General features: G+C 66.0%; 22 protein-coding genes and 7 pseudogenes. 9 read left to right on the forward strand and 20 right to left on the reverse strand.

What is annotated here, in order from left to right; all coding sequences use genetic code 11:
- Positions 1 to 4: 4 nt before the first annotated feature.
- Genes AL072_RS20035 through AL072_RS20050 form a run of 4 tightly spaced genes read left to right on the forward strand, consistent with a single transcriptional unit; the run spans position 5 to position 4,050 of the window.
- Positions 5 to 1,690: a sensor histidine kinase gene (locus AL072_RS20035; RefSeq protein WP_045584559.1), complete on the forward strand. Its 1,686-nt coding sequence runs from the start codon at positions 5 to 7 to the stop codon at positions 1,688 to 1,690.
- A 4-nt stretch (positions 1,691 to 1,694) separates the two neighbouring features.
- Positions 1,695 to 2,168, forward strand: coding sequence for a response regulator (locus AL072_RS20040; protein ID WP_045584560.1), 474 nt, complete (start codon positions 1,695 to 1,697; stop codon positions 2,166 to 2,168).
- On the forward strand, positions 2,168 to 3,679 hold the full coding sequence (locus AL072_RS20045) for a sensor histidine kinase (protein WP_045584561.1): 1,512 nt from the start codon (positions 2,168 to 2,170) through the stop codon (positions 3,677 to 3,679). Before AL072_RS20040 ends, AL072_RS20045 begins: the two co-directional genes overlap by 1 nt.
- Positions 3,676 to 4,050: a response regulator gene (locus tag AL072_RS20050; RefSeq protein ID WP_045584562.1), complete on the forward strand. Its 375-nt coding sequence runs from the start codon at positions 3,676 to 3,678 to the stop codon at positions 4,048 to 4,050. Before AL072_RS20045 ends, AL072_RS20050 begins: the two co-directional genes overlap by 4 nt.
- 92 nt (positions 4,051 to 4,142) lie before the next feature.
- Here AL072_RS20050 and AL072_RS20055 read toward each other — a convergent pair whose 3' ends face one another.
- The 11 genes from AL072_RS20055 to AL072_RS20105 all read right to left on the reverse strand — a co-directional run bounded on the left by AL072_RS20055 (position 4,143) and on the right by AL072_RS20105 (position 13,894).
- Positions 4,143 to 4,673 carry a copper chaperone PCu(A)C gene (locus AL072_RS20055; protein WP_045584563.1) on the reverse strand — a complete coding sequence of 177 codons (531 nt, stop codon included), beginning with the start codon at positions 4,671 to 4,673 and terminating at the stop codon, positions 4,143 to 4,145.
- 188 nt (positions 4,674 to 4,861) lie between these two features.
- Positions 4,862 to 5,323: a DUF2946 family protein gene (locus AL072_RS20060; RefSeq protein ID WP_345769741.1), complete on the reverse strand. Its 462-nt coding sequence runs from the start codon at positions 5,321 to 5,323 to the stop codon at positions 4,862 to 4,864.
- 131 nt (positions 5,324 to 5,454) lie between these two features.
- The gene (locus AL072_RS20065; RefSeq protein ID WP_045584564.1) at positions 5,455 to 6,249 is read right to left on the reverse strand and encodes an ABC transporter ATP-binding protein; all 795 of its coding nucleotides are present in this window, start codon (positions 6,247 to 6,249) and stop codon (positions 5,455 to 5,457) included.
- Positions 6,167 to 6,922, reverse strand: a complete 756-nt coding sequence (locus AL072_RS20070) for an ABC transporter permease (protein ID WP_045584565.1) — start codon at positions 6,920 to 6,922, stop codon at positions 6,167 to 6,169. Before AL072_RS20070 ends, AL072_RS20065 begins: the two co-directional genes overlap by 83 nt.
- A 3-nt stretch (positions 6,923 to 6,925) precedes the next feature.
- Positions 6,926 to 7,936 (reverse strand): ABC transporter substrate-binding protein, encoded by a 1,011-nt coding sequence (locus tag AL072_RS20075; RefSeq protein WP_045584566.1) that lies wholly within the window; start codon positions 7,934 to 7,936, stop codon positions 6,926 to 6,928.
- A 103-nt stretch (positions 7,937 to 8,039) separates the two neighbouring features.
- A complete protein-coding gene (locus AL072_RS20080; RefSeq protein WP_045584567.1) occupies positions 8,040 to 8,501 on the reverse strand; it encodes a cache domain-containing protein in 462 nt (153 codons plus the stop codon).
- A gap of 65 nt (positions 8,502 to 8,566) precedes the next feature.
- Complete coding sequence (pedF, locus tag AL072_RS20085; RefSeq protein ID WP_045584568.1) at positions 8,567 to 8,995, reverse strand: cytochrome c-550 PedF; 429 nt, start codon at positions 8,993 to 8,995, stop codon at positions 8,567 to 8,569.
- A gap of 213 nt (positions 8,996 to 9,208) precedes the next feature.
- Positions 9,209 to 10,966, reverse strand: a complete 1,758-nt coding sequence (locus AL072_RS20090; RefSeq protein ID WP_045584569.1) for a methanol/ethanol family PQQ-dependent dehydrogenase — start codon at positions 10,964 to 10,966, stop codon at positions 9,209 to 9,211.
- 225 nt (positions 10,967 to 11,191) lie between these two features.
- Positions 11,192 to 12,145 (reverse strand): quinoprotein relay system zinc metallohydrolase 1, encoded by a 954-nt coding sequence (locus tag AL072_RS20095; RefSeq protein ID WP_082109223.1) that lies wholly within the window; start codon positions 12,143 to 12,145, stop codon positions 11,192 to 11,194.
- The gene (locus AL072_RS20100; protein ID WP_045584570.1) at positions 12,142 to 12,996 is read right to left on the reverse strand and encodes a quinoprotein dehydrogenase-associated SoxYZ-like carrier; all 855 of its coding nucleotides are present in this window, start codon (positions 12,994 to 12,996) and stop codon (positions 12,142 to 12,144) included. The genes AL072_RS20095 and AL072_RS20100 overlap by 4 nt, the downstream gene beginning before the upstream one ends.
- 31 nt (positions 12,997 to 13,027) lie before the next feature.
- On the reverse strand, positions 13,028 to 13,894 hold the full coding sequence (locus AL072_RS20105; RefSeq protein WP_052710290.1) for a substrate-binding periplasmic protein: 867 nt from the start codon (positions 13,892 to 13,894) through the stop codon (positions 13,028 to 13,030).
- Between the two features lie 213 nt (positions 13,895 to 14,107).
- On the opposite strand from AL072_RS20105, the gene AL072_RS20110 reads away from it, so the two are divergent.
- From AL072_RS20110 to AL072_RS33610, 5 genes and pseudogenes are all read left to right on the forward strand, one after another.
- On the forward strand, positions 14,108 to 15,337 hold the full coding sequence (locus AL072_RS20110) for an ABC transporter substrate-binding protein (RefSeq protein ID WP_245636941.1): 1,230 nt from the start codon (positions 14,108 to 14,110) through the stop codon (positions 15,335 to 15,337).
- Entirely contained in the window at positions 15,334 to 16,314 is a 981-nt protein-coding gene (locus AL072_RS20115) for a YVTN family beta-propeller repeat protein (protein WP_045584571.1), read from the forward strand. The genes AL072_RS20110 and AL072_RS20115 overlap by 4 nt, the downstream gene beginning before the upstream one ends.
- Before the next feature lie 13 nt (positions 16,315 to 16,327).
- Positions 16,328 to 17,092 (forward strand): ABC transporter ATP-binding protein, encoded by a 765-nt coding sequence (locus AL072_RS20120; RefSeq protein ID WP_045584572.1) that lies wholly within the window; start codon positions 16,328 to 16,330, stop codon positions 17,090 to 17,092.
- Positions 17,089 to 17,904 carry an ABC transporter permease gene (locus tag AL072_RS20125; protein WP_245636942.1) on the forward strand — a complete coding sequence of 272 codons (816 nt, stop codon included), beginning with the start codon at positions 17,089 to 17,091 and terminating at the stop codon, positions 17,902 to 17,904. Before AL072_RS20120 ends, AL072_RS20125 begins: the two co-directional genes overlap by 4 nt.
- Before the next feature lie 191 nt (positions 17,905 to 18,095).
- Positions 18,096 to 18,853: pseudogene (locus AL072_RS33610) on the forward strand (IS5 family transposase).
- A gap of 218 nt (positions 18,854 to 19,071) precedes the next feature.
- Here the strand turns inward: AL072_RS33610 and AL072_RS20135 are convergent.
- The 9 genes and pseudogenes from AL072_RS20135 to AL072_RS20170 all read right to left on the reverse strand — a co-directional run.
- Positions 19,072 to 19,557, reverse strand: a complete 486-nt coding sequence (locus tag AL072_RS20135) for a transposase (protein ID WP_425388609.1) — start codon at positions 19,555 to 19,557, stop codon at positions 19,072 to 19,074.
- A 9-nt stretch (positions 19,558 to 19,566) separates the two neighbouring features.
- Positions 19,567 to 21,132, reverse strand: a pseudogene (gene tnpC, locus AL072_RS33100) (IS66 family transposase).
- 263 nt (positions 21,133 to 21,395) lie between these two features.
- Positions 21,396 to 22,951: pseudogene (locus tag AL072_RS20150) on the reverse strand (IS66-like element ISAli15 family transposase).
- 69 nt (positions 22,952 to 23,020) lie between these two features.
- Complete coding sequence (tnpB, locus tag AL072_RS20155; protein ID WP_082108895.1) at positions 23,021 to 23,377, reverse strand: IS66 family insertion sequence element accessory protein TnpB; 357 nt, start codon at positions 23,375 to 23,377, stop codon at positions 23,021 to 23,023.
- The gene (tnpA, locus tag AL072_RS36305; RefSeq protein ID WP_045581642.1) at positions 23,374 to 23,757 is read right to left on the reverse strand and encodes an IS66-like element accessory protein TnpA; all 384 of its coding nucleotides are present in this window, start codon (positions 23,755 to 23,757) and stop codon (positions 23,374 to 23,376) included. The genes tnpB and tnpA (AL072_RS36305) overlap by 4 nt, the downstream gene beginning before the upstream one ends.
- A gap of 45 nt (positions 23,758 to 23,802) precedes the next feature.
- Positions 23,803 to 23,949, reverse strand: a pseudogene (gene tnpA, locus AL072_RS36310) (IS66 family insertion sequence element accessory protein TnpA); the annotation flags it as partial.
- Positions 23,950 to 24,031: 82 nt separating this feature from the next.
- Positions 24,032 to 24,193, reverse strand: a pseudogene (locus AL072_RS33625) (transposase); the annotation flags it as partial.
- A 66-nt stretch (positions 24,194 to 24,259) separates the two neighbouring features.
- Positions 24,260 to 24,409, reverse strand: a pseudogene (gene tnpA / locus AL072_RS36315) (IS66 family insertion sequence element accessory protein TnpA); the annotation flags it as partial.
- A gap of 79 nt (positions 24,410 to 24,488) precedes the next feature.
- A pseudogene (locus tag AL072_RS20170) lies at positions 24,489 to 24,674 on the reverse strand (transposase); the annotation flags it as partial.
- Positions 24,675 to 24,818: the final 144 nt, after the last annotated feature.

The following is a 24,818-nucleotide window of genomic DNA, read 5'->3' on the forward strand; positions in this document are numbered from 1 at the left end:
GACCGTGACGCCTACAACCGGACCGGAACCGTGGCCCCAAATCATACCGCATGCTCTTGACCTCGATGCTTGCGCACGGGAACCCATACATATTCCCGGCAGCATCCAGCCTCATGGCCATCTTCTGGCAGTAGAGCCGGAAAGCCTCCGCCTCGTCCATGCCAGTGCACATGCAGGCAAGGTGCTGAACCGGCCGCTAGCCGACGCCTTCGGCCAGCCGATCGACCGGCTGATCGATGCCGACACCATGCCATTGCTGCTCCGCGGCCTGCGTACTGCCCCGGCTGAGCCGATACAGATCGGCATTCTGCACCTGCCCGGCGGCAGCGACCATCAAGCGATCGCCCATCGGTCCGACGCCCTGGCGATCTGGAATTGGAGGATCTCGCAAGCACCGGCGGAGGATGCCGACCACCGGATCCGGTCAAAGAGCATTCAGGCCAGGCTGCTCGCCCATATGGCGGCATCGGAACGCTTCATCGACGGGCTGGCCGAGGACCAGGACGATCTGCTGGAGTTGGTGAATGCCGACGGTGCAGCCATCCTGTTCGACGGCAATTGTCGCCTGATCGGCCGCACCCCGCCTCAGCCGGTGGTCGAGGCCATCGCTGTCGAACTGGCCGGCCAGGGCATCAAGGATCTGTTCACCAGCCACCGGCTTCCGGCCGAGATGCGGGCCGCGGACGGAGCCGACGACACGGCCAGCGGCTTGCTGGCAATCTCCATCTCGCAGCTCCACCCCAGCTATCTCCTGTGGTTCCGCCCGGAATTGATCCGGTCGATCGACTGGGCCGGCGACCCCGCCAAGCCGGCCGACGCCAGCGGCCGGCTATCGCCGCGCAGCTCCTTCGAGATCTGGAAGGAGACTGTGCGCGGCCAGTCCCTGCCCTGGCGCCATGGCGAGGTCGAGGCGGCCGGCGACTTCCGCAACGCCATCGTCAGCATCGTGCTGCGCAAGGCCGAGGAAATGGCCGCCCTCAACGAGGAACTGCGCCGCAGCAACGGCGAGCTGGCCGCCTTTTCCTATTCGGTGTCGCACGACCTGCGGGCCCCTTTCCGCCACGTCTCCAGCTATGCCGAGCTTCTGCGCTCCCGTGCCGTCGATAAGCTGGGCGAACGCGAGCGCCATTACCTGGACAGTATCATCGAAGCGGCAAGCTCGGCCGGAAGGCTAGTCGACGGCCTGCTGCATTTCTCGCAGTTGGCCCGTGCCCCGCTGGCACAGGTCGACGTCGACATCGGCCGGTTGGTCAAGGAGGTGCGCCACTTGCTGGAACCGGAACTGCGCGGCCACCGCGTGAGCTGGACCCTGCATCGCCTGCCGACGGTGACCGGCGACCCGACCATGATGCGTCTGGTCGTGCAGAATATGCTGTCCAACGCCATCAAATACTCGCGCGAGCGCAGCGTGCCGGAAATCGAGGTCGGCTGCCGCACCACCCCAAATACATACGAGATTTACGTGCGCGACAATGGCCGTGGCTTCGACATGGCCTATGCGGGCAAACTGTTCGGCGTCTTCCAGCGGTTGCACCGCGAGGAGGAGTTCGAAGGCATCGGCATCGGTCTCGCCAATGTCCGACGCATCGTCGAACGCCACGGCGGACGGGTATGGGCCGAGAGCGAGCTCGGCCAGGGCGCAACCTTCCATTTTTCACTGCCGCGGCCCGACGCCGCCGAACCGAGGTAGCCCAATGGCCGCGCTGAAACCGATCCTGCTGGTCGAGGACAACCCGAAGGATCTGGAGTTGACGCTGGAGGCCTTCGCCGAGGCGCAACTCGCCAACGACATCGTCGTCGCCCGCGACGGGGCGGAAGCGCTTTCCTATCTGTTCCATGAGGATGGTCAGGCGGTATCGAAGCCGACCGATCCGAAATTTCCCGCGGTCATCATCCTCGACATCAAGCTGCCAAAGGTCGATGGGATAGAGGTGCTGCAGCGCATCAAGGCCAGTGACGCCACCCGCGCCATCCCCGTCGTCATGCTGACCTCTTCAAAGGAAGAACAGGATCTGATCCGCAGCTACCGGCTGGGAGTGAACGCTTTTGTGGTGAAGCCGGTCGGCTTCAAGGAGTTCTTCGATGCGATCCGCGACATCGGCAGCTTCTGGGCGATCCTGAACGAGCCGCCGCCCGGCTGCCACCCCCGCAGACCACGCGGAATCTGATGACCAACCGGATCGATCCTTCCGACTGCTCCGACAGCTTGGAGTGGTTGCCCGTCGGGCTCGGCCTGCCAATCCCCTGTCGCGTCCTCCTGCTGGAGGACAACGGCATGGACGCCGATCTCGTGCGCGAGCATCTTCTGATGATCGACGGCCATGATTTCGACATCCAGCGCGTCGACACCAGACAGTCTTTCATCGACGCGGTCACCGAAGGCGGCCCCTATGACCTGATCCTGTCGGACTTCGACCTGCCGGATTTCGATGGAATGTCGGCACTGGCCATCGCGCGTGACCGGCTGCCACGGGTGCCCTTCATCTTCGTGTCCGGCATGCTGGGCGAAGAGAACGCCATCGAGGCGCTGAAGAAAGGCGCCACCGACTATGTCGTCAAGCTGCGGATGGAGCGCCTGCAAGTTGTAGTCCGCCGCGCCCTGGTGGAGGCACGCGACCGCAATGAACTTGCCGACAAGCGCAAGGCGCTGGCGGAGAGCGAGGCACGGCTGCGCTTCGCACTGGAAGCCGGGGGGCTGGGCTCGTGGGAGCTGACTTTGGCCACCGACCGGCTGCACGTCTCGGCGATCTGCGCTGCCAACCTGGGTCTGCCCGATCCTTCGGAAATCGCGACCTACGACATGCTGCTCGACCGTGTCCATCCCGACGACCGCGAGTATCAGCGGGCGATGGTGCGGCAAGCGGTGTCCACCGGCTCCGCTCTGGACATGGAATACCGCACGATCTGGCCGGACGGCAGCGTGCATTGGGTGCAGGTCCGCGGTCGTGGCGTGTATGACAGGGACGGCATCCCCACCGGGCTTGCCGGCGTCTCGCTCAATATAACCGCGCGCAAGAAGACAGAAGAGCGGCAGTTCCTGTTGCTCGAGGAATTGAACCATCGGGTGAAGAACACGCTTGCGATGGTGCAGTCGATCGCAAAGCAGACCCTGCGCGCCACCCCCTCGGCGGAGGTATTCCCGGACGCATTCCAGTCGCGGCTGCGGGCGCTGGCCCAGGCGCACGACCTGCTGACCCGCCGCCAATGGCAGGGCGCATCGCTGAGCGAGATCGCCGCCCTCACGCTGGAACCGCATGTCGATGCCGGCCGCGTGCGCGTCGGCGGGCCGCCGGTAAAGCTGGCGACCGGCGTCGCGGTGTCGCTGCACCTCGCCTTCCATGAGTTGGCGACCAACGCCGCGAAATACGGAGCCCTGTCGGACGAGAGTGGCCGCATTGATCTGATATGGGAAATCATGCGTGATGCAACGGCCGGCCGTTGCAATGGCGGTCACATCGGAGCGGGGATTCCCGAACCGGGCCAAGGGGCTCTGGTTCTGCGCTGGCGTGAAAGCGGCGGGCCGCCGGTGGTGCCGCCGACCCGCCGCGGCTTCGGCTCCCGCCTGATCGAGCGCGGCCTTGCCCATGAGTTGGAAGGCGATGTGGCTCTTGCCTTCGATCCTGCCGGCGTGCGATGCCGGCTTGTGATTCCCCTGTCGTCGCGAGTAAGCCCACAGTGACCGCCGCCAACTTGACCGACCTCACCGTCCTGATTGTTGAGGACGAGCCGCTGATCGCCATGAGTCTGGAAGACGTCCTGGTCGACCATGGGGTGATCTGCGTCGGCCCCGCTGGGTCGGTCGCCGCCGCACTGGAGATGATCGCAGACGGCGGTTTCGAGATCGCTCTACTGGACGTCAATCTGCGTGGCGAGCGGGTAGATGCGGTGGCGGACCGTCTGGCTGCCGCCGGCATTCCCTTCATCTTCACCACCGGCCACGGGGCGGAGGGGCTTCCCGACGCCCACCGCGCACGTCCGGTGATCGGCAAGCCATTCCGCGACCTCGACATCACCGAAGCACTGGCCCGCCACCGCCCGCACCGCCAATAGGCCCTGACGCCGGTCCATTGCCGCTTCGGGGAGGTTTCGGCCTTCCCGAAGCGGCAACTCCCGATTCCACGGCCCTATCCGCGGCGTTGCCTTTACTGCTTCTTTGCCTGATGGTCATGGCTCTGATGGCCAGCACCGGCCGCGGCGGCCCCCATGTGGTCTCCATGCTCCGGCTTGCTCTCGCCAGCAGCCTGGACGGCGACCTCGACCTCGACGTTGCCGGCCTTTTCAAAGCGCAGGATCAGGGGAAAGTTGCTGCCCTTGACCAGCGGCTGCTTCAGGCCGAGCAGCATGACATGCAACCCACCCGGCGCGAGCTTCACCGTCTCCCCCGGCGGGACGGCGATGGCGGGGACCTCACGCATCTTCATCACGCCGTTCTCGTTCAGGTGGGTGTGCAGTTCCGCCCTCTCGGCAACAGGGGTGGAGGCGGCGAGAAGACGATCCTCCGCCATGCCGCCGTTGGTCAGCGACAGATAGGCGCCGCCGTTGGGCGCCGCGATTGCCGTGGCGCGGGCCCAGGGATGGCCGATCTCGATCGGGCCGGCACGGTATTCGTGGGCAAGGACGCCACCGGCGCCAAGCAGGGTCAGGGCGGTGGCAATACCGAGGATGCGCTTCATCGAACTCTCCTAAAGACGGGAATGGAACGCAGGCCGTCGCCGTCATGGCGGACGACACCATGGGGACCGGGACCATGCATGGGATAAGGAGGCATCGCTTGCCGTCCGGCGCGATCCGGGCTGGGATCGCGCAAGAAGTCACGCAACGCTTATGGACGTCAGAAAATCCGGACTTTGCGGAAGCGGGGTCAGGCCGGCAACGGCGGTGCGCGGGCCTGGAGGGTGGACAGGAACCAACCAACTGCGATCGGCCCGCCAGGCAATGGACGGGAATTCCCGCTTTCGACGATTGCAGGGCCAATGGACGTCGGCGGAGGCGGCAGCGCCAGCCCGGCGATCAGCGGACAGAGCGGACAATGGCCGGTGCCGGAGGGCATCGGCGTCGGCAAGTCGCCTGGGCCGCCGACGACCTCATTGGCGGTCTGACCGCCCGGCCCGGCCTTATTCACATCATAGTCGGCAGGATCGACCTGGATCGTCGTCAACCCGCCGGCCGAGCAGATCAACAGCGGAGTCGACTGGTCGGCGCGGACTGCGCCAGGGATCGGCGACATCCAGCCCCAAGCGATGACTTGCAGCAAAAGCGCAGCCATCCCGGCCACAAGGCCGAGCCTCCGCCCCCGCCACACTGTCCGCCGTCCGGACGCCATGTTCCCTGTCGCCTTTGTCACCCACCGGATAACCCGGCCCGGCGCGCAAAATACCGCAGGCTGCGCAGCGGGACGAGCGGCAAATGCACCCACCGCCGTCGCAAGGTCCAACCGCGGGTCAGGGGAGCAGGTCAGGCCAGCAGGCGGAAGACGGATTCCGGCCGGGACAGCAGGTTGCGGCGCAACGCCTCGACTGTGGCATCATCGCGCGCGGCGCGGGGAACCGCCACCGGCACGTCCGCAACCACCCGCCCGGGCGACGGCGCCAGCAGCAGAAGGCGATCGGCCAGCGCAAGGGCCTCGCGCAGATTGTGAGTAACCAGCAGCACGGTGGCCGGGCGCCGCTCCAGCAGTCCGGCAAGCAGGGCCCGCAGCTTCAGCGCCGTCGGCTCGTCCAGCGAGACGAAGGGTTCGTCCATCAGCAGTAAATCGGGTTGCACGACGAAGGCACGGGCGAGCGCCACCCGTCGCGCCATCCCCAGCGACAGTTGCGTCGGGAAGCGGTCGGCGCAATCTGACAACTCCAACGCCTCCAACATGGCATCGACGGCAGGCCCCTTACGTTGCGGACGAGGCAGGACCAGCGCCAGATTCTGCCGCACCGTGCGCCAGGGCAGCAGCCGCGGCTCCTGGAACACATAGCCCAACCGAACCGGGGAGCCGTCCAGCCGGGGCCCGACCTCAACCGACCCGTCATAGTCACGGTCCAGTCCGGCGACGATCCCAAGCGCCGTCGTCTTGCCGCAGCCGCTGGGGCCGACCAGCGCCACGACCTCCCCCGCCGCCGCGGCGATGGTCAGGCAGTGCAGGACCTCGACCGCACCGAAGCGCTTGGAGCGGATTTCAAGCCTCAGCGGGCAACCGCCGCCAGCGCTGGCAGCGACGCTCGACCGGTTGGAGGATGCCGTATTCCAGAATCTGGACAACGGCCACGAACGCGACGGTGTAAGCCAGGATTCCTGCGACATCGAAGGTCTGAAAAAGGAGGTTGATCTGGAATCCGACACCGTCGCTGCGACCCAGCAGTTCGACCACCAGCACGATCTTCCAGATCAATGCCAGTCCGGACCGCGCGGCGGCGGCGATGGTGGGGGTGAGTTGCGGCAGCAGCACATGGCGCAGCCGATCTGACGGTGACAGGCGGTAGACGCGGGCCATGTCGATCAGACCCTCGTCGATGGCGCGCGCACCGGCGCGCACCAGGACCACCGTGTTGGGAATCTTGTTGACGGCGACGGCGCCAATGGCCGCCGCCTCGGTCAGGCCGAACCAGACATAGGCCAGGACGATCACCACCAGCGCCGGAAGGTTCAGGAAGAAGACCAACCACGGCCCGAACAGCCGGTCGATGACCATCGAGCGCCCCATCGGCAGGCCGAGCCCGACCCCGATCGACATGGCCAGCGCGAAGGCGGCCAGCACCCTCAGCAGGGTGACACCCATATGGTGGATGAGGGCACCGCTCTCCGCCTCGCGCAGCAGCGCCTGCGCGACCAGTGCCGGTTCAGGCAGCAGGCGCCCGCCGACCGCCAACGCCGTCCCCTGCCACAGCGCCAGCAGCAGCAGGATCGACATCAGCGGCATCAGGGCGCGGCGCATCGGCTATTCCCCGCCGGTCCAGAATGTGCCGGGAGCGATGGCGGGCGCATCGCCGACCAGTTCCCGCCCGCCCAACCGGGCCAGCAGTTTGTAAAGCCGCCCCGCCCCGTCCCGTTCCTCCGCCGTCCAACTGCGTGGGATACCCTCGCGGTAGCGGTCGCGCAACGTTCGGAAGGTGGCATCGTCCTCCGCCTGCATCAGCTGCGCCAGCCTTTCCCATGCGGCGTCGGACTGGAGCAGCAGCGTCTTCGCCTTGGCGGTGGCCGTCTGGAAACCGGCGAGCGCCGCCGGGTTGGCGCGTGCCCACTCCTCGCGGAAGACATAGCCGATGGAAGGAAGCGTCGCCGGCTGCCCCAGCGCCGCCAGCATGTCCGACACGGTCATCAGCGCACGCATTCCTTTGGCCTCCAGCCGGGCGGCGAAGGGCCAGAAGGTCAGCACGGCATCCAGATCGCCGTCGGCAATCTTGTTGTTCAGCAAAGGCGGTGCCCCAAAGAAGGCCTGCGCATCGCGGTCCAGCGCCAAACCGTGGCGGTCACCGGCCAGGGCTTTCAGCAGAAGCCAGCTCTTGTCGAGCGGACTGCCGGCAACGCCAATCCGCCGGCCCCGCAGGTCGGCGATACTGGCGATGCCCGAGCCGGCCGAAACGACCAGGGCACCGACCGCGGTCGAATAAGGGATGAAGGATAGCGCTTCCCCCTTCGCCCGCATCCGCGATACCCACAGCCAGTCCGAAACGATGATTTCCACCCCGCCAGCCTGCAACGCCACCTGGGTCGCGGGGTTGCCAGCCAGTTCGACAAGTCGCAACTCGATCCCGGCCGCCTCGTCGAAACGATTGGCACGGACGGTGTCGAGTTCCCAACTGACGGTGCCGAACTTGAGCACCCCAGCGCGGATGACAGGCCGTTCGGCCGCCCGGACCGGGCGGGCGGCTGCGAACGAAAGCAGCGCGGCGGCAGCCAGCAGGGTGGTCCGTCTCGTGCAGCCTGCCGCCCCCCACCCTTTGGTCATGCCCCTCCCTCCGGTGCATCGTTCGCCAGCCAGTTTAGGGGCTTTCCAATTGTTCGTACATTCAACGATGGGAGGAGGGGGACGGTCATACGGAGGTGCCGGTTCACTCGTCGTACGTTCCCGCTCCGACGATGTAGTTGCCGTCACGCGTGACGTAGGAGTGCTTGTGCTCGACCTTGTTGGACTGTCTGTTCAGCCAGACATAATCGATGACCGCGGTCGGCTTGTCCTTGGTTTCGGCGATCATCGCCTGGACGATGGGCTTGCCCTCCGCGTCCTTCAGGTCGGCGGCATCGGAACCGGCCAGCCGCGGGTTGGCGCCGGAGGCAATGTAACGGCCGTTGGTATCGAAGACGAACACATAGAGTTCCCCGCGGCGGAAGCTGCCCTTGGGATCCTGGAACGCCTTGACGGCATCGTACGGCCCCTTGGCCTTCAGATAGGCGACGGCATCGGAGACCAGCGACTTGGCCTGCTCGGGAGTGGCACGGTCGGCGGCGAACACGGCGGAGGCCGGCAGCAGGGCAACCATCACGGCGACCAGGGAAGCGGTTCTGCTTATCATGGGAAGACCACCTTGAATGAAGACGATGGGAATGGGCGACCCGCTGAAGGCCGGTGCTTGCGGGATCAGTCCTCGTGCACGGTTTCCAGCCAGGAGCGGATCGACCACAGCGCCTCCTGACCCAGGGCGTCGCCGAACTGGGGCATGTAGGTCACACCGTTGCGGATCGAGCCATTGATGACGCGCTCCTTGAACCACTCGTCGCCAGCGTCGCCCTTTTCCAGATAGCGCAGGTCGGGGGCGATACCGCCGGACACTGCGCCCAACCCGTGGCAGCGCGCGCAATTCTGATTGAAGGCCGAGGCGCCGATCTCGATGGCCCGCGGGTTGCCACGGAACGGGTTGCTGTCGCGCCACGTGTCGCCCAGCTTGTCCAGCCCGCTGGTGTCGACCGCCTGCGGAACGACATCACCATGGGCGAAAACGAGGCCGGGAAGCCCGACGGCGCCGATCAAGCCAACAGCGACTGCAATACGAAGAATCCGTGCATTCATGAGTAAGACGTTCCCTCTGTTTCTAACCGCCCTGCGGCGTTTGCTTCGCATGGCCGGACGTTATCAGCAGATGGGTCCACGAATAATTGGACTATGGTAGGACATTTCCGGAAATCATGAGGAACGACTGTTCCAGGGATGGATGTCGATGTGGAAACGGGCAGGCCGGATCACTCCGGCCCGCCCTGCTCCGTGCCCTCCCCGCCTGAGCGATCAGGCCTTGGGCAGCTTGAAGACCCAGAGCGAACCACCCTGGTTGATGTCCTTCACCAGCTTGGCGACGTCGCCGCCCCACAGCGGCACAGCGCCACCCCAGCCGGAAACGACGGCGACATACTGCTCGCCATCCATCTTCCAGGTGACCGGGCTGCCGACCACGCCGGAACCGGTCTGGAATTTCCAGACCTCCTTGCCAGACTTCGCATCGAAGGCCTTCAGGTAGCCTTCAGGCGTGCCGGTGAAGACCAGATTGCCGGCCGTGGTCAGTACGCCGCCCCACAGCGGGGCCGGGTTCTTGTATTCCCAGACGATCTTGCCGGTCTTCGGATCGACCGCGCGCAGGGCACCGATATAGTCGTCGTAAAGCGGCTTGATGGTGAAGCCGGCGCCGAGATAGGCCGCACCCTTCTTATAGGTGATCGCCTCGTTCCAGATGTCCATGCCCCACTCGTTCGCCGGGACATAGAACAGCTCGGTCTGCGGGTTGTAGGCCATTGGCATCCAGTTCTTGGCACCCAGGAAGGCAGGCGCCGAGAAGACCGACTTGCCCTTGGTCTCATGCCCCCCGCCGGTGGCCGGAGCGCCTGGACGGTTGTCGTCGATGTAGATCGGACGGCCCGTCTCGATGTCGATGCCCTTGGCCCATGTGATCTTTGTGACGAAGGGCGTCGCGTTGATCAGCTTCCCGGTGTTGCGATCGATGACATAGAAGAAGCCGTTGCGATCGGCCTTGCCGCCGGCCTTGACAACCTTGCCGTCCTTGTTCAGGTCGAAGGACACGAACTCGTTGACGCCGTCGAAGTCCCAGCCGTCATGCGGCGTAGTCTGGTAATGCCACTTGATCTCGCCATTGTCCGGATTGATGGCGAGCGTGGAGGAGGTGTAGAGGTTGTCGCCCGGACGCAGGTGCGAGTTCCAGGGTGCCGGATTGCCGGTGCCGAAGAACAGCGTCTTGGTTTCCGGATCGTAGGTGCCGCCCAGCCAGGTGGCTCCGCCGCCGGTCTTGTACATGTCGCCCGGCCAGCTGGCGTTCAGCTTGCCGGTCATCGTCGAATCCTTGCCGTTCAACGTGCCGACATTGCCTTCGATGGTTGGGCGCTGCCAGACCAGTTCGCCCGTCTCGGCGTCGCGCGCCTCGACCATGCCGATAGCGCCAAACTCGCCACCGGAATTTCCGGTGATGATCTTGCCGTCGACGATCAGCGGCGCCGCGGTGTTGGAATAGCCTTCCTTGTAGTCCTGGAGCTTCTTGTTCCAGACGACCTTGCCGGTCTCCCGGTTCAGCGCGACGAGACGGGCGTCCAGCGTGGCAAAATAGATCTTGTCCTTGTAGATCGCCGCGCCGCGGTTGACCACGTCGCAGCAGGGCATGATCCCGTCGGGCAGGCGGTGGTTGTACTCCCACTTCTTGTGGCCGGTGCGGGCATCGACCGCATAGAGGCGGGAGTAGGAGCCGGTGACGTAGATGATGCCGTCATAGATGATCGGCTGGGCTTCCTGCCCACGCTGCTTCTCGCCGCCGAAGGAGAAGGACCAGACCGGGACCAGCTTCTTCACGCTGTCGGCGTTCAGGTCGGTCAGCGGGCTGAAGCGCTGGGCCTGTGGTCCCATGCCATAAGTCAGCACCGCTTCGGTGTTGGTGGCGCTTTTCAGCAGATCCTCGCTGGACGGGCCATCGGCGGCCAGCACGCCGGTGGCGCCAAGCGCGGTCAGCGAGGCTGCCAGGGCAAGACTTGTTACCAGACGCTTCATGATGCGGTTGCCTCCCGAGACTGATGATGACGGCGCCGCCCGGGCATGGTCCTGCCGTTACCGCCGGACATGCGGGTCCGGCGGCGGAAGCGGGATCTGGGCGGCTTTTGAACTGTTGGCGGCCACACAGGGGCCGCATCGCTTCACGATATCGGCAGTGTAGACGGACGATCTGTCTGGTAAATTGTCGGATAGTAGCAGGCGCGGACGGCCCTCAACGGCATTTCAGTTCACCCTGGGCAGACTGTCCTGCTCTATCCTCGGCCACAGATGGGCGACGGAGCGGCGATACTCTTCACGCAACACGTCCAGTCCTGCAAATCGCTCGGGAATCGGCAATTCCAGTGCTTCGGCCATGTCGAGACCGGACTCGGCCGCTTGGCGCAGCGTGCCGTCCAGCCAGATCAGCCAGTCGCGGGTTTGGGCGACGCAGGACTTGTCGGGACGGATATGGCCGTGGTTGGGCACCAGCAGCCGGATGTCCAGCGCGTCCACCGCTTCCAGTTCCTTCAGCCAATCCGACACGGTCGCATGCGGCGTGGTCGGTGTGCGGTCGCAGAAGACGACGCCGCCGGCGAACAGCACCCCCGTCGTCTCGTCGAGGATCATCAGGTCGGCGGCGGTATGGCCGCTCAGCGGGATCAGCCGCAGCCGGTGGTCGCCGAATTTCACGGTGGAGCCATAGACCGGCTCTGTCGGGATCGTCACCTCGGTCCCGCGCATCCAGTCGCCGACCAGCCGGTACATGTTGTCGGCGATGCCGTGCCCCTCCTCCTGGATGCCGGCGATGGTGCCGGGCAATGCCGCGACGGGCACGTCGGTGAAGGCCTGGGACCCAAGCCAATAATCGGGATGCAGGTTGCTGACGAAAACCTTGCGGACCGGCTTGTCGGTGACCTTGCGGATCGCGGCGCGCATCTCCTCGCCATAGCGGCGCGACGGGCCGGTCTGGATGACGATCACCCCATCGGCAGTGACGATGAAGCCGGAATTCAGGATGTTGCCGCCGTTGGCGCGGGTGAAATGCTTGGTGGATCCCTCGAAGACATAGGTGTCTGGGGCGATGCGCGCCGGTTTCAGGTCGTAGGTCAGCGGCCCGGCAGCCCACGCCATACCCGAGATCGCCCCGGCGGCGAAGACAGCGGTCAGCGCAAGACGGCGCAACAAAGCCATGCTCATTGCCCGATACTCCGCAGCGGGTCGATCACCTTCACGCTCATCGCCGGTCTGGCGCCGGGCGGCGGCATCGGGATGGTGGCGCGGATCTCGCCACCTTGGTTGTCGCGCCCACGCAGGACCAGCGCACTCGCGTCCGGCGGCGGACGGAGATCGAGCGAATAAACCGGATTTTCCGACACCGGTTCCAGGCTGTCGATGCGCGCCAGTTCGGGCGAGCCTCGGGGGGTTTGCGCCTCGACCCGCAAGGTCTCGACGAAATAGGCGGGGATGCCGTCGACGAGTCCGGTATCGTTGGGATGGCGGATGCGCAGCCGCAGCCGCGCCACCCCGTCTTCCGCCGCCGGCCACAGCCGTGCCTGTACCTCGCCGACATGGTCGGCCCAATCCTTCTGTGCATAGGACACCGGAGGCGCACTGCACCCGCCGCCCGCCGCGTCGACCAGCACGCCGGAGACATGCCAGACCCCATCGGCGGTCCGCGCCGCGCCGCGCACGGCTGTCGCCTGCTGGATCTTGATCCGGGTCGCGATATAGGGCGCGGCGGTGCCGGGATGATAGCGCAACACCAGTGGAAAGGGGTTGAGGTCGGCGATCGCCACCATCTCCACCACCCGGCCCAGCGCCGTGGCGTCGACCGAGATCGGAACCGCCCGCGTGTCTTCCGCGGCGGCTGGGGCGACCACCTTCACCGCATCATCGAATACCACCGGAGCACCGGCGAAATACTGGTCGCGCAGTGTATCCCACATTACCGAACCGAGCGGGTCGGACGGCGAACTTGCGGCGAAGACCGGAGAGGCGATGATAAACGTCGCAGTCGCCAAGACCACCCGGCACAAGGCATTTCGCATTCGTCCCCCCTTCCAAGCGGTGAGTTTCTCTTCACTCGACAAGCGGCGGCGGCGTGTGGATCGCACCATAGCGGGCGAAGATCCTCGCAATGCTCCCGTCCTCGGTCAGAGCCGTCACCGCGTCGCCGATGGCATAGGCGAGGTCGCGGGAATTCTCCTTGGTCGCCATGCCGATGTTCCAGTTGGAGGTCATCATTCCCGGCAGCGCGACCGTGGTGACCGGGAACTGCTCCGCCCGCGCGCCCAGCGCCGCCTGCACTTGGCTCAGAGGCGCCAGCACCGCGGCGGCTTCCCCAGCGGTCAACTTCTCGATGGCGGCCTCCGGCGTCGGGCAATGGATGATGCGGCCGCGCAGTCGCCCGCCCTGCATCCCCAGCAGAAAGAAATCGGGCACGCTGTCGATCTCCACCGCGATCGGCTCGTCCGGCAACGTCGCCAGGATCGGCTGGCGCACCCGCTGTGGGTCGCGGGCCAGCGCGAAGACCTCGTGATGGTAAGGGGCGAACAGCACCGCCTCCGGATTCATCAGGCCGAACTGCTTGTCATAGGGGATGTGCATCATGACATCGGCCAATTCCAAGCCGAACAGGCTGCCGCGCCACACCGCGACGCGCAGGTCGTCGGACACGGTCTCGCCGGCGATCTGTTCGTAGACGTCGGGCCTCACCCCCAACTTCTCCGCGATGGCCGCGGCGATGTCGACGTCGATGCCCACCAGTCCGCCTTCCTGACGGAAGGAAAAAGGGCGGAAATCACGGTAGACGGCGACGCGCAGCCGCCGGCGCTCCATCACCTCGTCCAATGGGCGGGCCGCCGCCGGACGCACGCCCGGCAGCAGTGGAACCGCAAGCCCGGCGGCAAGTCCGGACAGAAGGCGGCGGCGGGTGACATGCGCCATCGGAGGTCCCGGCAAAGATGTCCTGAACGAACGGGAAGCCAGGATACCCATTGGTCAGCGAAGCTAATAATTGGACTTTCGTACAAGATGGCCATTGCGGGAAGCCCTGATCGCCCCCTCCGTCCGCAAGCCTGTCCATTCTCCCATAGTCGCATTTCGGGTGTAGGGTTCGCCGGATAGGCTGCCAACCGAACTGTTGGCATTCCGACGGATATGATGGTCAAGACCCGCCTGCCCCGACCGCACCACACCGGCCCGCTGATCACCGGCCCGCTGATCGCGCTCACCATGGTCCTGCTTGCCGTCGCTCCCGCGATGGCGCAGGACAGCGGCGAGATCCGTATCGGCTTCCTGTCGCAGACGCCGGAACCGCCGCCCTCGGTCGCCAACCCGGACGAGCCGGCGGTGGACGATGGGCTGGCCGGCGCGGCTCTGGCCATCGCCGACAACAACACGACCGGAAAATTCCTCAAGCAATCCTTCCTGCTCGATGCGGTGGAGGTTGTTCCGGACGGGGACGCCGCCGCAGCCCTGCGCGAACTGGCTGGGCGTGGCAACCGCTTCGTCATCGTCGATGCGCCGGGCGCGACGGTGGAGGCGCTGTCGAAGTTGCCGGAAGCCCGCAACCTGCTGCTGCTGAACGCCACCGCGCCCGACGATTCTCTGCGTGGCGCCGCCTGCGCGCCCAACCTGCTGAATGTGGCGCCCAGCCGGGCGATGCTGGCCGATGCGCTCGGGCAGTATCTGGTGAAGAAGCGCTGGCCGCGCTGGTTCCTGGTCACCGGTCGCCGACCCGAGGATATGCTCTTTGCCTCAGCCGTCCGCCGCGCCGCCAAGCACTTCGGCGCCCAGATCGTGGCGGAAAAGACCTGGACCGCCGAAAGCGACGTCAACCGCACGGCTGAGGCCGAAATCCCGGTCTTCACACAGGCCAAGAGCTACGACGTGTTGGTCGTCGCCGACGAGGTCGGAGAATTCGGCGACTACCTGCCCTATCGCACGGCAGACCCGCGCCCGGTGGCCGGCACCCAGGGACTCGTCCCCACCGTCTGGCACCGCACGCACGAACAATGGGGAGCGGCGCAGCTCCAGTCCCGTTTCAAGGCGTCGGCAAAGCGCGCGATGACTGCCCGCGATCATAATGATTGGACCGCCGTCCGCATAGTGGGTGAGGCGGCGGCCCGCGCCCGTACAGCCGATCCCGACCGGCTGATCGCCTTCATCCAGTCGCCCGACTTCACCATGTCCGCCTTCCGCGGCGCACCGCTCAGCCTGCGGCCGTGGGACGGTCAACTCCGCCAGCCGGTGTTGCTGGCCGCCGACCGTTCGCTGGTATCGGTATCGCCGCAGGAGGGGTTCCTCCACCCGCGGACTGAGTTGGACAGCCTGGGTTACGACCAACCGGAAACGCTCTGCAAGACGCGAGGAAAGAAGACGCCATGACTGCTGTCCGCAAGCCCCTTCCCTTCCTGACCACCGCGGTTCTCGTGGCCGGGCTGGCGTCGGCCGCCTCGGCCCAGACCATCTATGTGTCCAACGAGAAGGACAACACGCTGTCGGTGATCGACGGCAAGACGCTGGCGGTGACCGACACCATCAAGGTCGGCAAACGGCCACGCGGAATCACCCTGTCCAAGGACGGCACCCAGTTGTTCATCTGCGCGAGCGACGACCATGCGGTGCAGGTTCTCGACCTTGCCACCCGGAAGATCGTCCACAATCTGCCGTCGGGCGATGATCCGGAACAGTTCGCACTCAGCCCAGACGGCAAGAGCCTGTTCATCGCCAACGAGGACAGCAACGTCGTCACCGTGGTCGACGTGCCCTCGCGCAAGGTCGCCTTCCAGGTCGATGTCGGGGTGGAGCCGGAGGGGATGGACGTCAGCCCCGACGGTCGCTGGGGCGTCAACACCTCCGAAACCACCAGCATGGTCCACTGGATCGACATCGAGAAGCGGCAGGTCACCGACAATACGCTGGTAGGGCCGCGCCCGCGACACGCCGAGTTCAGCAAGGACGGCGCGCAGTTGTGGGTGTCGTCTGAGATCGGCGGCACCGTCAGCGTGATCGACAGCACCACGCGCAACGTGCAGAAAGTCATCGACTTCCACATCAAGGGTATCGCCAAGGACCGCATCCAGCCGGTGGGGGTGAAGCTGACCGACGACGGCCGCTTTGCGTTCGTGGCGCTCGGCCCGGCCAACCATGTCGCCGTCATCGATGCCAAAAGCTTCGAGGTGAAAGACTATTTGCTGGTCGGCCGGCGCGTCTGGCATCTGGGGCTGACACCGGACCAGAAGACGCTCTACACCACCAACGGGATCAGCGGCGACGTGTCGGTCATCGACGTCGACAGCCTGAAGGTGACCAAGTCGATCAAGGTCGGGCGCTATCCCTGGGGCGTCGCCGTCAAGGGGTGAAGGGGGCGAAGCCATGGCGATACCGGCACTGGAGATCGAGGGGTTGCGCCACAGCTATGGCGGCGACCGCTATGCACTGGAAGAGGTCGGCTTCCGGGTGATGCCGGGCGCCTTCACCTGCCTGCTGGGGCCCAATGGGGCGGGGAAGAGCACGCTGTTCGCACTCGCCACCAACCTGCTGCGTCCAACTGCCGGACGCATACGCATCCACGGCCACGACATCGCGACTGCCTCTGGCGACGCGCTGGCTTGTATGGGGGTGGTGTTCCAGCAGCCGACCCTCGACCTCGACCTGACAGTGACGCAGAATCTGCACTATTTCGCTGCGCTGCACGGCATCGGCCGACGCGAGGCCCAACGCCGGATCGAGGTGGAGTTGACCCGCCTCTCGCTGTTCGAGCGGCGCGACGAGAAGGTCCGCGCACTGAACGGCGGCCACCGCCGCCGGGCGGAGATCGCCCGCGCCCTGCTGCATCGCCCCACGCTGCTGCTGCTGGACGAGCCCACCGTCGGGCTCGACATCCCGGCCCGCCGCAAGTTGATCCGCCATGTCCATGACCTGTGCACCGATGACGGCATCGCTGTGCTGTGGGCCACCCACCTGATCGACGAGATCGACCCGGTCACCGACCATGTCGTCGTCCTGCACCGCGGCCGGGTGCGCGCCAGCGGCCCGGTCTCCGTGGTGAATGCCGAGGCCGGATGCGCCACGGTGGCGGAAAGCTATGATCGGCTGACTGCGGCTCGGCCCGCCGCCGGTGTGGAGGCGGCGGCATGAGCGGCCGGGGAATGGGCGGTTGGTGGATCGCCTTCCGGGGGATCGTGGCACGCGAGGTGCTGCGCTTCGTCCATCAGCGCGAACGCTTCCTCGGCGCGCTGGTACGGCCACTGGTCTGGCTGTTCGTCTTTGCGGCGGGATTCCGTGCGGCGCTGGGCATCGCCATCATCCCACCCTACGAGACCTACATCCCCTACGAGGTCTACATCGTGCCTGGACTGATCGGCATGATCCAGCTGTTCAACGGCATGCAAGGCTCGCTATCGATGGTCTACGACCGCGAGATGGGCAGCATGCGCATCCTTCTGACCAGCCCGCTGCCGCGCAGCTTCCTGTTGGTGGCGCGGCTGGTGGCCGGCGTGGTGGTGTCGGCGCTGCAGGTGGCGGCCTTCCTGCTGATCGTCCGACTCTACGGCATCGACCTGCCAATCTGGGCGCCGCTGAGCGTGGTGCCGGCCCTTCTGCTGAACGGGCTGATGCTGGGAGCACTCGGAATGGTGCTGGCCTCCGCCATCCGGCAGTTGGAGAATTTCGCGGGGGTGATGAACTTCGTCGTTTTCCCGCTCTTCTTCCTGTCTTCCGCCCTCTACCCGCTCTACCGCATGGAGGAGGCAGGACCGCTGTTATGGTGGCTGTGCAGCCTCAATCCCTTCACTCATGGAGTGGAACTGATACGGTTCGCCCTGTACGGCAAGGTCGAGGGCCAAGCGCTTGCCGTCGTCGTCGTCGCCGCGCTGCTGTTCGCAGCACTCGCAGTACGTGGCTATTCCCCCGCCCGCGGCATGGGATCCCGGGCACCATCGGCGGGATGACGCGCAATTCAACCTATAAGAATTTTTATTCCTATGAATGCAATTTACCAGGCTTGCCGTTGAACCGCCGCGGTGGTAGAATATTCCAATGGATTTTCGTGCATTCGACTCTTCTGCTAGGGCTGGGGCCCATAAAAGGGCATCCTCAGAGTGCGCGGTCGTGATTCAAGGTCTCCGGAAGGAGATCTTTGTTGGACCGAGACATTTTCTGGCTGAGCGACATCCAGTTTGCACGGCTTGAGCCGCACCTTCCGCGCGACACCCGAGGCAAGCCCCGGGTCGATGACCGCCGCGTCATCAGCGGTATCGTGCATGTCCTGATCTCCGGTTGCCGGTGGAAGGACGCCCCCACGATCTACGGGCCGCGCAAGACGTTGTACAATCGCTTCCAGCGCTGGGCGGCCAAGGGTGTCTGGTCGAACCTGTTTCATGCGCTGGCCACTGCGGGAGGACCGCCAGCAGAGGTTTTGATCGATTCCTCCACCGTAAAAGCGCATCGCTGCGCCTCGGGCGGAAAAGGGGGGAGCGGAACCAGGCGATCGGCCGCTCGCGCGGCGGTCGCACCACCAAAATCCACGCCCTGACCGACCGGAATTGCCGCCCCATCGCCTTCCTGCTCACCGGCGGGCAGGTCGCGGATTGCGTCGCTGCCGACACCCTGCTCGACCAAGTGACCACCGCCGATCTGATCCATGGCGACAAGGGCTACGACACCAACGCCGTGCGCCGAAAGATCGAGGCAATCGGAGCCGCACCCAACATCCCGCCCAAGATCAATCGCGTCTGGAAAAACTGTTTCTCGCCATACCTTTATCGAAACCGCAACGCCATCGAGCGCATGTTCAACCGGCTCAAGGATTTCCGTCGCGTCGCAACCCGATACGACAGGCTCGCTACCAACTTCCATGCCGCCGTCTGCATCGCCGCTACCGTATCCTACTGGTTATGAGAGTCCCAGCCCTAGTCAGCGAGCCACCACGCCAACGCAACGGGGTCTGCCGGGTGCCGGCCGGCTTGGCGGGCGGAACCGGGCGCGGGACCGACGATGCCGGCGTCAGGCGCCCGCCGTGGAAGATGTGGGGCACCTTGCTTGCCGAGATCGTGCCCCTGAGCGTGGTGTAGGATCTGGATCGCTCATCATATTCTCCGGCCGGTCTGGCCAGATGGTCAGGCGGCCACAGCGGGCAGACTGACGATGGGATCATCGCCGAGCGGGGCGATGGTTTCCAGCGTCATGTATTGCGCGCGCTGAACGGCCCATTCATCGTTTTGCTCCAGCAATATCGCACCGATGAGCCTCGTAATCGCTTCCTCGTTGGGAAATATACCCACCATCTCGGTCCGCCGTTTGATCTCGCCGTTGAGACGCTCAATCGGGTTGGTCGAGTGGAGCTTGGCCCGATGCTCCCTGGGAAAGGTCATGTAGGCCAGGACGTCTTCCTCCGCCTCGTCCATCAGGGTGGCCAGCTTCGGCAGCTTGGCCCGGACTTGGTCGGCCACTTGCCGCCACTGCGTGCGTGCAGATGCGGCATCATCCTGCGCGAAAGCAGTGGCGATGAAGGCCGCCACGACACGGCGCCCGCTCTTGCCGGCATGGGCAAGCGCGGTCCTGGAGAAATGCACCCGGCACCTTTGCCGTAAGCGGGTCGTAATCGCACCGGATCAGGAGTTGACGGCCGGCTTCCAATTCCACGGGAGCAGGTTGGCGACGCGGCTGGCGGGATATCCGTCCACCATGCGCTCCAGGATGTCGCGCAAGTAGGCGAAAGGCTCGACAGCGTTGAGCTTGCAGGTTTCCACCAGCGAGGCGATCACCGCCCAGCGGTGGTCGCCGCCTTCAGAGCCGGCGAACAGGCTGTTCTTCCGGCTCAAAGCCACAGGCCTGATGCAGCGCTCCACCGTGTTGGTATCCATCTCCACCCGGCCGCCTCCAGGTAGACGCACAACGCCTTCCAGCGGCCGAGCGCATAGCGGATCGCCTCGGCCAGCTTGGAGTGGCCCGGCAGGCGCGGGAGTTCCCGATCCAGCCACAGCTTCAGGTCGGCCACCTGCACAGCGGCCTCGGCTTGCCGGACCTGCCGACGCTCGTCGGCCGTGCGGCCGCGGATGCGCTTCTCGATCGCGTAGAGCCGGGCGATGCGACGCAGCGCCTCCGCCGCGATCGGCAAGCCGTTTTCAGCCAGATCGTAGAAGCGGCGACGGGCATGGCTCCGGCACGCCGCCAGAACGACCCGGTTGCCGGCGGCCAGCCGCTCGAACCCGGCATAGCCGTCCACCTGCAGCACCCCGTGGAAATCCCGGAGATGGCCGGCCGGGCGCTCGCCTTTGCGGTCGCTGGTGTAGGCGTAGACCACGGCCGGCGGGTCCTCTCCCTGCCAGGGCCGGTCGTCGCGGGCATAGGCCCAGAAGCGGCCGGTCTTCACCCGGCCCGTTCCCGGCGCCAGCGTCGGCATCGGCGTGTCGTCGGCGAACAGCTTGGTCGAGGCGAACACCGCCTTGGCGAGTTCCTCCTGCACCGTCTCCAGCCACCAGCACGCCTGGCCTGCCCACCCAGTCAGAACGGGGCGATCCACGGGAAAGCCGTTGCGGGCCAGGATCTGCGCCTGGCGGTAGAAGGGCAGATGATCGCAGTAGCGGCTGGTGATGATGTGGGCCAGCATCGCCGGCGTCACCATGCCCTTGGCGACCGGCTTGTCCGGTGCCGGCGCCTGGTGCAGCGTGCCGCAGCCGCGGCAGGCGTATTTGGGCCGGCGGATGCGCAGCACCCTGACCTGGGCCGGAACATAGTCCACCATCCGGGCGATGGTTCGCCGGCGGCGTGCAGGGCGCCGCCGCAGCAGGGGCAGACACCGGCCCCGGCGTCCACCCCTTGCGGTTCCACGATGACGTCGTGATGCGGCAGGTGATCGGGCCAGTCGCGGCCGCGCCCCTCCCGTCCTCAGCCGCGTCCGCCGGTTCCGGTGCCGTGTCCGGGCTGTCGGCGGCAAGCTTGGCATCGACCCGGGCGATGTCCGCCTCCAGGTCGTCCAGCCCAAGGTCGAGTTGATCGGGATCGAGCCGTTCGGAGCGCCGCCCGAAGATGGAGCGCTGCATCTGCCGGAGCTGCTGGCGCAGCGCCTCCAACGCCGCCAAATCAGCCTTCTGGCGCTCCACAACTTCGGCCAGATCGCGCACCAGCTGCTGGAGCAGGGCCGGATCAGCGGGTAGGTTGTCGAGGTCGAAGCGCATGGCCGATTGCACCTCGGATCACCGCTCCAGGCCAGTCAAACCCCCGGATTTCCTCACCTTTTCTCCCTCTCATCCCGCCACCGTCGGGCGCGAGGCCGGAATGGCGTGGCGCCACTCCAACCCCTCCAGGAGCAGGGAGAGTTCCGCCGGCGTCAGCACCACCGTGCCGCCCGGCGTCCGCGTCGTTGGCCAGACAAAGCGCCCCTAGAGGGGTGGCGGCTCGGCCGGGGCGAGCATCGTAAGCGGGGCGTGATCGCACCGGATCAGGCGTTGACAGCTGGGCTCCAGTTCCAGGGGAGGAGATCGGCGAGGTGGCTGGCAGGATAGCCGTTCACCATGCGCTCCAGGACGTCGCGCAGGTAGGCGAAGGGTTCGACGCCGTTGAGCTTACAGGTCTCAACCAGCGAGGCGATCACCGCCCAGCGATGGCCGCCGCCCTCCGAGCCGGCGAAGAGGCTATTCTTCCGGCCGAGGGCTACCGGTCTGATGCAGCGCTCCACCGTGTTGGTATCCATCTCCACCCGGCCGTCATCCAGGTAGACGCACAACGCCTTCCAGCGGCCAAGCGCATAGCGGATCGCCTCGGCCAGCTTGGAGCGGCCCGGCAGGCGGGGAAGTTCGTGCTCCAGCCACGCCTTCAGCTCCGCCACCTGGGAAGCGGCCTCGGCTTGCCGAAGCTGCCGGCGCTCGTCTGCCGTGCGGCCGCGGATGCGCTCTTCGATCGCGTAGAGCCGGGCGATGCGGCGCAGCGCCTCGGCGGCGATCGGCGAGCCGTTTTCGGCCAAGTCGTAGAAACGTCGACGCGCATGGCTCCAGCACGCCGCCAGCACGACCCGGTTGCCGGCAGCCAGCCGTTCGAACCCGGCATAACCGTCCACCTGCAGCACACCGCAGAACTCCCGCAGGTGGGCGGCTGGGCGTTCGCCTTTGCGATCGCTGGTGTAGGCGTAAATCACCGCCGGCGGGTCCAGCCCCTGCCAGGGCCGATCATCGCGGGCATAGGCCCAAAGCCGTCCGGTCTTCACCCGGCCGGTTCCCGGCGCCAGCGTCGGCATCGGCGTGTCGTCGGCGAACAGCTTGGCCGAGGCGAACAGGGCCTTGGCCAACTCCTCATGCAGCGCCTCCAGCCACCAACACGCCTGTCCCGCCCAGCCCGCCAGAACCGAGCGGTCGACGGGAAAGCCGTTGCGGGCCAGGATCTGCGCCTGGCGGTAGAAGGGCAGATGATCGCAGTAGCGACTGGTGATGACGTGCGCCAGCATCGCCGGCGTCGCCATGCCCTTGGCGATCGGCTTCTCCGGGGCCGGCGCCTGATGCAGCGTGCCGCACAGCCGCGGCAGGCGTATTTGGGCCGGCGGATGCGCAGCACCCGCACCTGGGCCGGCACGTAGTCGATCATCCGGGCCACCGTCTCGCCGGCCTCATGCAAAGCCCCGCCGCAGCAGGGGCAAACCCCGGCGCCGGACTCCAGCCCAGGCGGCTCGAGTGTGAGATCGTGATGCGGCAGATCATCGGGCAAGTCGCGGCCACGGCTGGGTGGTTCCGCAGGGGCTGACGGTTCCAGTTCAGGGGCTGCGAGTTTGGCCTCGACCCGGGCGATGTCCGCCTCCAGCTCCTCCAACCCGAGATCGAGCTGATCGGGATCGAGCCGTTCGGAGCGGCGCCCGAAGACGGTGCGCTGCATCTGTCGGAGCTGCTGACGCAGAGCCTCCAGCTCCGCCAGATCGGCTTTCTGGCGCTCAACGACCTCGGCCAAATCGCGCACCATCTGCTGCAGCAGGGCTGGATCAGCGGGCAGGTTGTCGAGGTCGAAGCGCATGGCCGATTGTACCTTGGATCACGGCCCCAAGCCAGCCAAGCCTGTGGTTTTCCTCACCTTTTCTCCCATTCATCCCGCTGCAGTCGGCCGCGACACCGGCACGGTGTGACGCCAGTCCAGCCCCTCCAGAAGCAGGGACAGTTCCACCGGCGTCAGTACCACTGTGCCGCCCGGCGTCCGCGTCGTTGGCCAAACGAAACGGCCACGTTCCAGCCTCTTGGCGAACAGGCACATGCCGTTCTGATCGGCGTAGAGAATTTTCACGCGTCCAGCACCTTTCCCTCGGAAGATGTAGAGGTGGCCGCAGAACGGATCCTTGCCCAGCGCCTGCTGCACCAGCAGGGCCAGTCCGTCGAAGCCGCGGCGCATGTCGCAGGGCTCCAGCGCCAGGTAAATGCGTACACCGGCCGGGATCGACAGCATCATGACCGCTCCAGCACGCTGATCACCCGGCGCAGTGCTTCGGCATCGACATCCCGACCGACCCGCAGCCGCCGTCCGCCGGCCAACTCGATTTCGATCATGCTGGCACCGCATGGAGTTGGCGGCGTGAGGGGAAGAGCGGACGTGGTGTCTGCCACCTCCACCGGCGCGAAGATGGGCGGCGGCTCGGCCGGAGTGAGCATCTGGCGGCGCCAGCGGAACAGCAGGCTGGGATCGACCCCGCGCCGCCGGGCGACCAGCGACACGCTCACGCCGGGCTCGCAGGTTTCCGCCACCAGCTGCTCTTTCTCCGCCTGCGACCAATACCGCCGGCGGGGTGCCGCCTCGACGATCTCCATCACCAAGGGAGCGCTCGCCGTCATAGGGACAGCACCAGGACTATCCCTATGACAGCGAGCGCTCACCCCCTTCGCAGCGGCAAAGCGGCGCGACCACCGTCCCAGAGCCCAGCGTCCAATTCCATGGGCTTCAGCATAGGCTTTCAGCGTCAGCCCGCTGCCCTTCCAGGCCTCGACATGACCGCGCCAATAGCTCTCCAGATCCTGACCCGACATCCCCTTACCCCGCTGAGCTGCGATCAGCGGAATATTTCATGAACCACGATCACGTCGGATGTGTCGTCACGCAACGCTTACCGAGCATCTGGCGGCGCCAGCGGAACAGCAGGCTGGGATCGCCCCCGCGCCGGCGAGCGACCAGCGACACGCTCATGCCCGGCTCGCAGGTCTCCGCCACCAGTTGCTCTTTCGCCGTCTGCGACCAGCGCCGGCGACGCGGAGCCACCTCGACGATCTCCATCACCAAGGGAGCGCTCGCCGTCATAGGGACAGCACCAGGACTATCCCTATGACCGGGAGCGCTCATCTCCTCCACAGCGGCAAAGCGGCGCGACCACCGCGCCAAGGCCCACCGTCCGATCCCATGGACCTCGGCATAGCCCTTCAACGTCAGCCCGCTGTCCTTCCAGGCATCAACTTGACCGTGCCAATAGCTCTCCAACTCCCGACCCGACATGCTCTTCCTCCGCCGATCTGCGACCAGCGGAATATTTCATGAACTGGAATCACGTCGGATGTGTCGTCACGCAACGCTTACGGTCACGGTAGCCGTTGCGCTGGACCAGCCGCTCGGACGAGCGTTCGCCACAGCCGGCGCCGGTCAGCCCTTGGACCTCCAACTCCATCAAGCGCTCGGCAGCAAAGCCGATCATCTCACGCAGAACATCGGCATCCGCGCCCTTCTCAAGCATCGCGCGAAGCGCCATCATCTCGTCGGTCATCGTGGTCACCTTCGGTGGAGGTTGTGTTGTGGTGACCAGACTTTACCGAAGAGCCACGATGACCGCCCGCTGTGGAAAACCGGCCCGCCTACGCCAGCCAGGAGAGGGCGCTGCGGCGGGCCGGTTCCCCACAGCTCCTACACC

The organism is Azospirillum thiophilum (assembly GCF_001305595.1).
In the GTDB taxonomy this organism is placed as follows: Bacteria; Pseudomonadota; Alphaproteobacteria; order Azospirillales; family Azospirillaceae; genus Azospirillum; species Azospirillum thiophilum.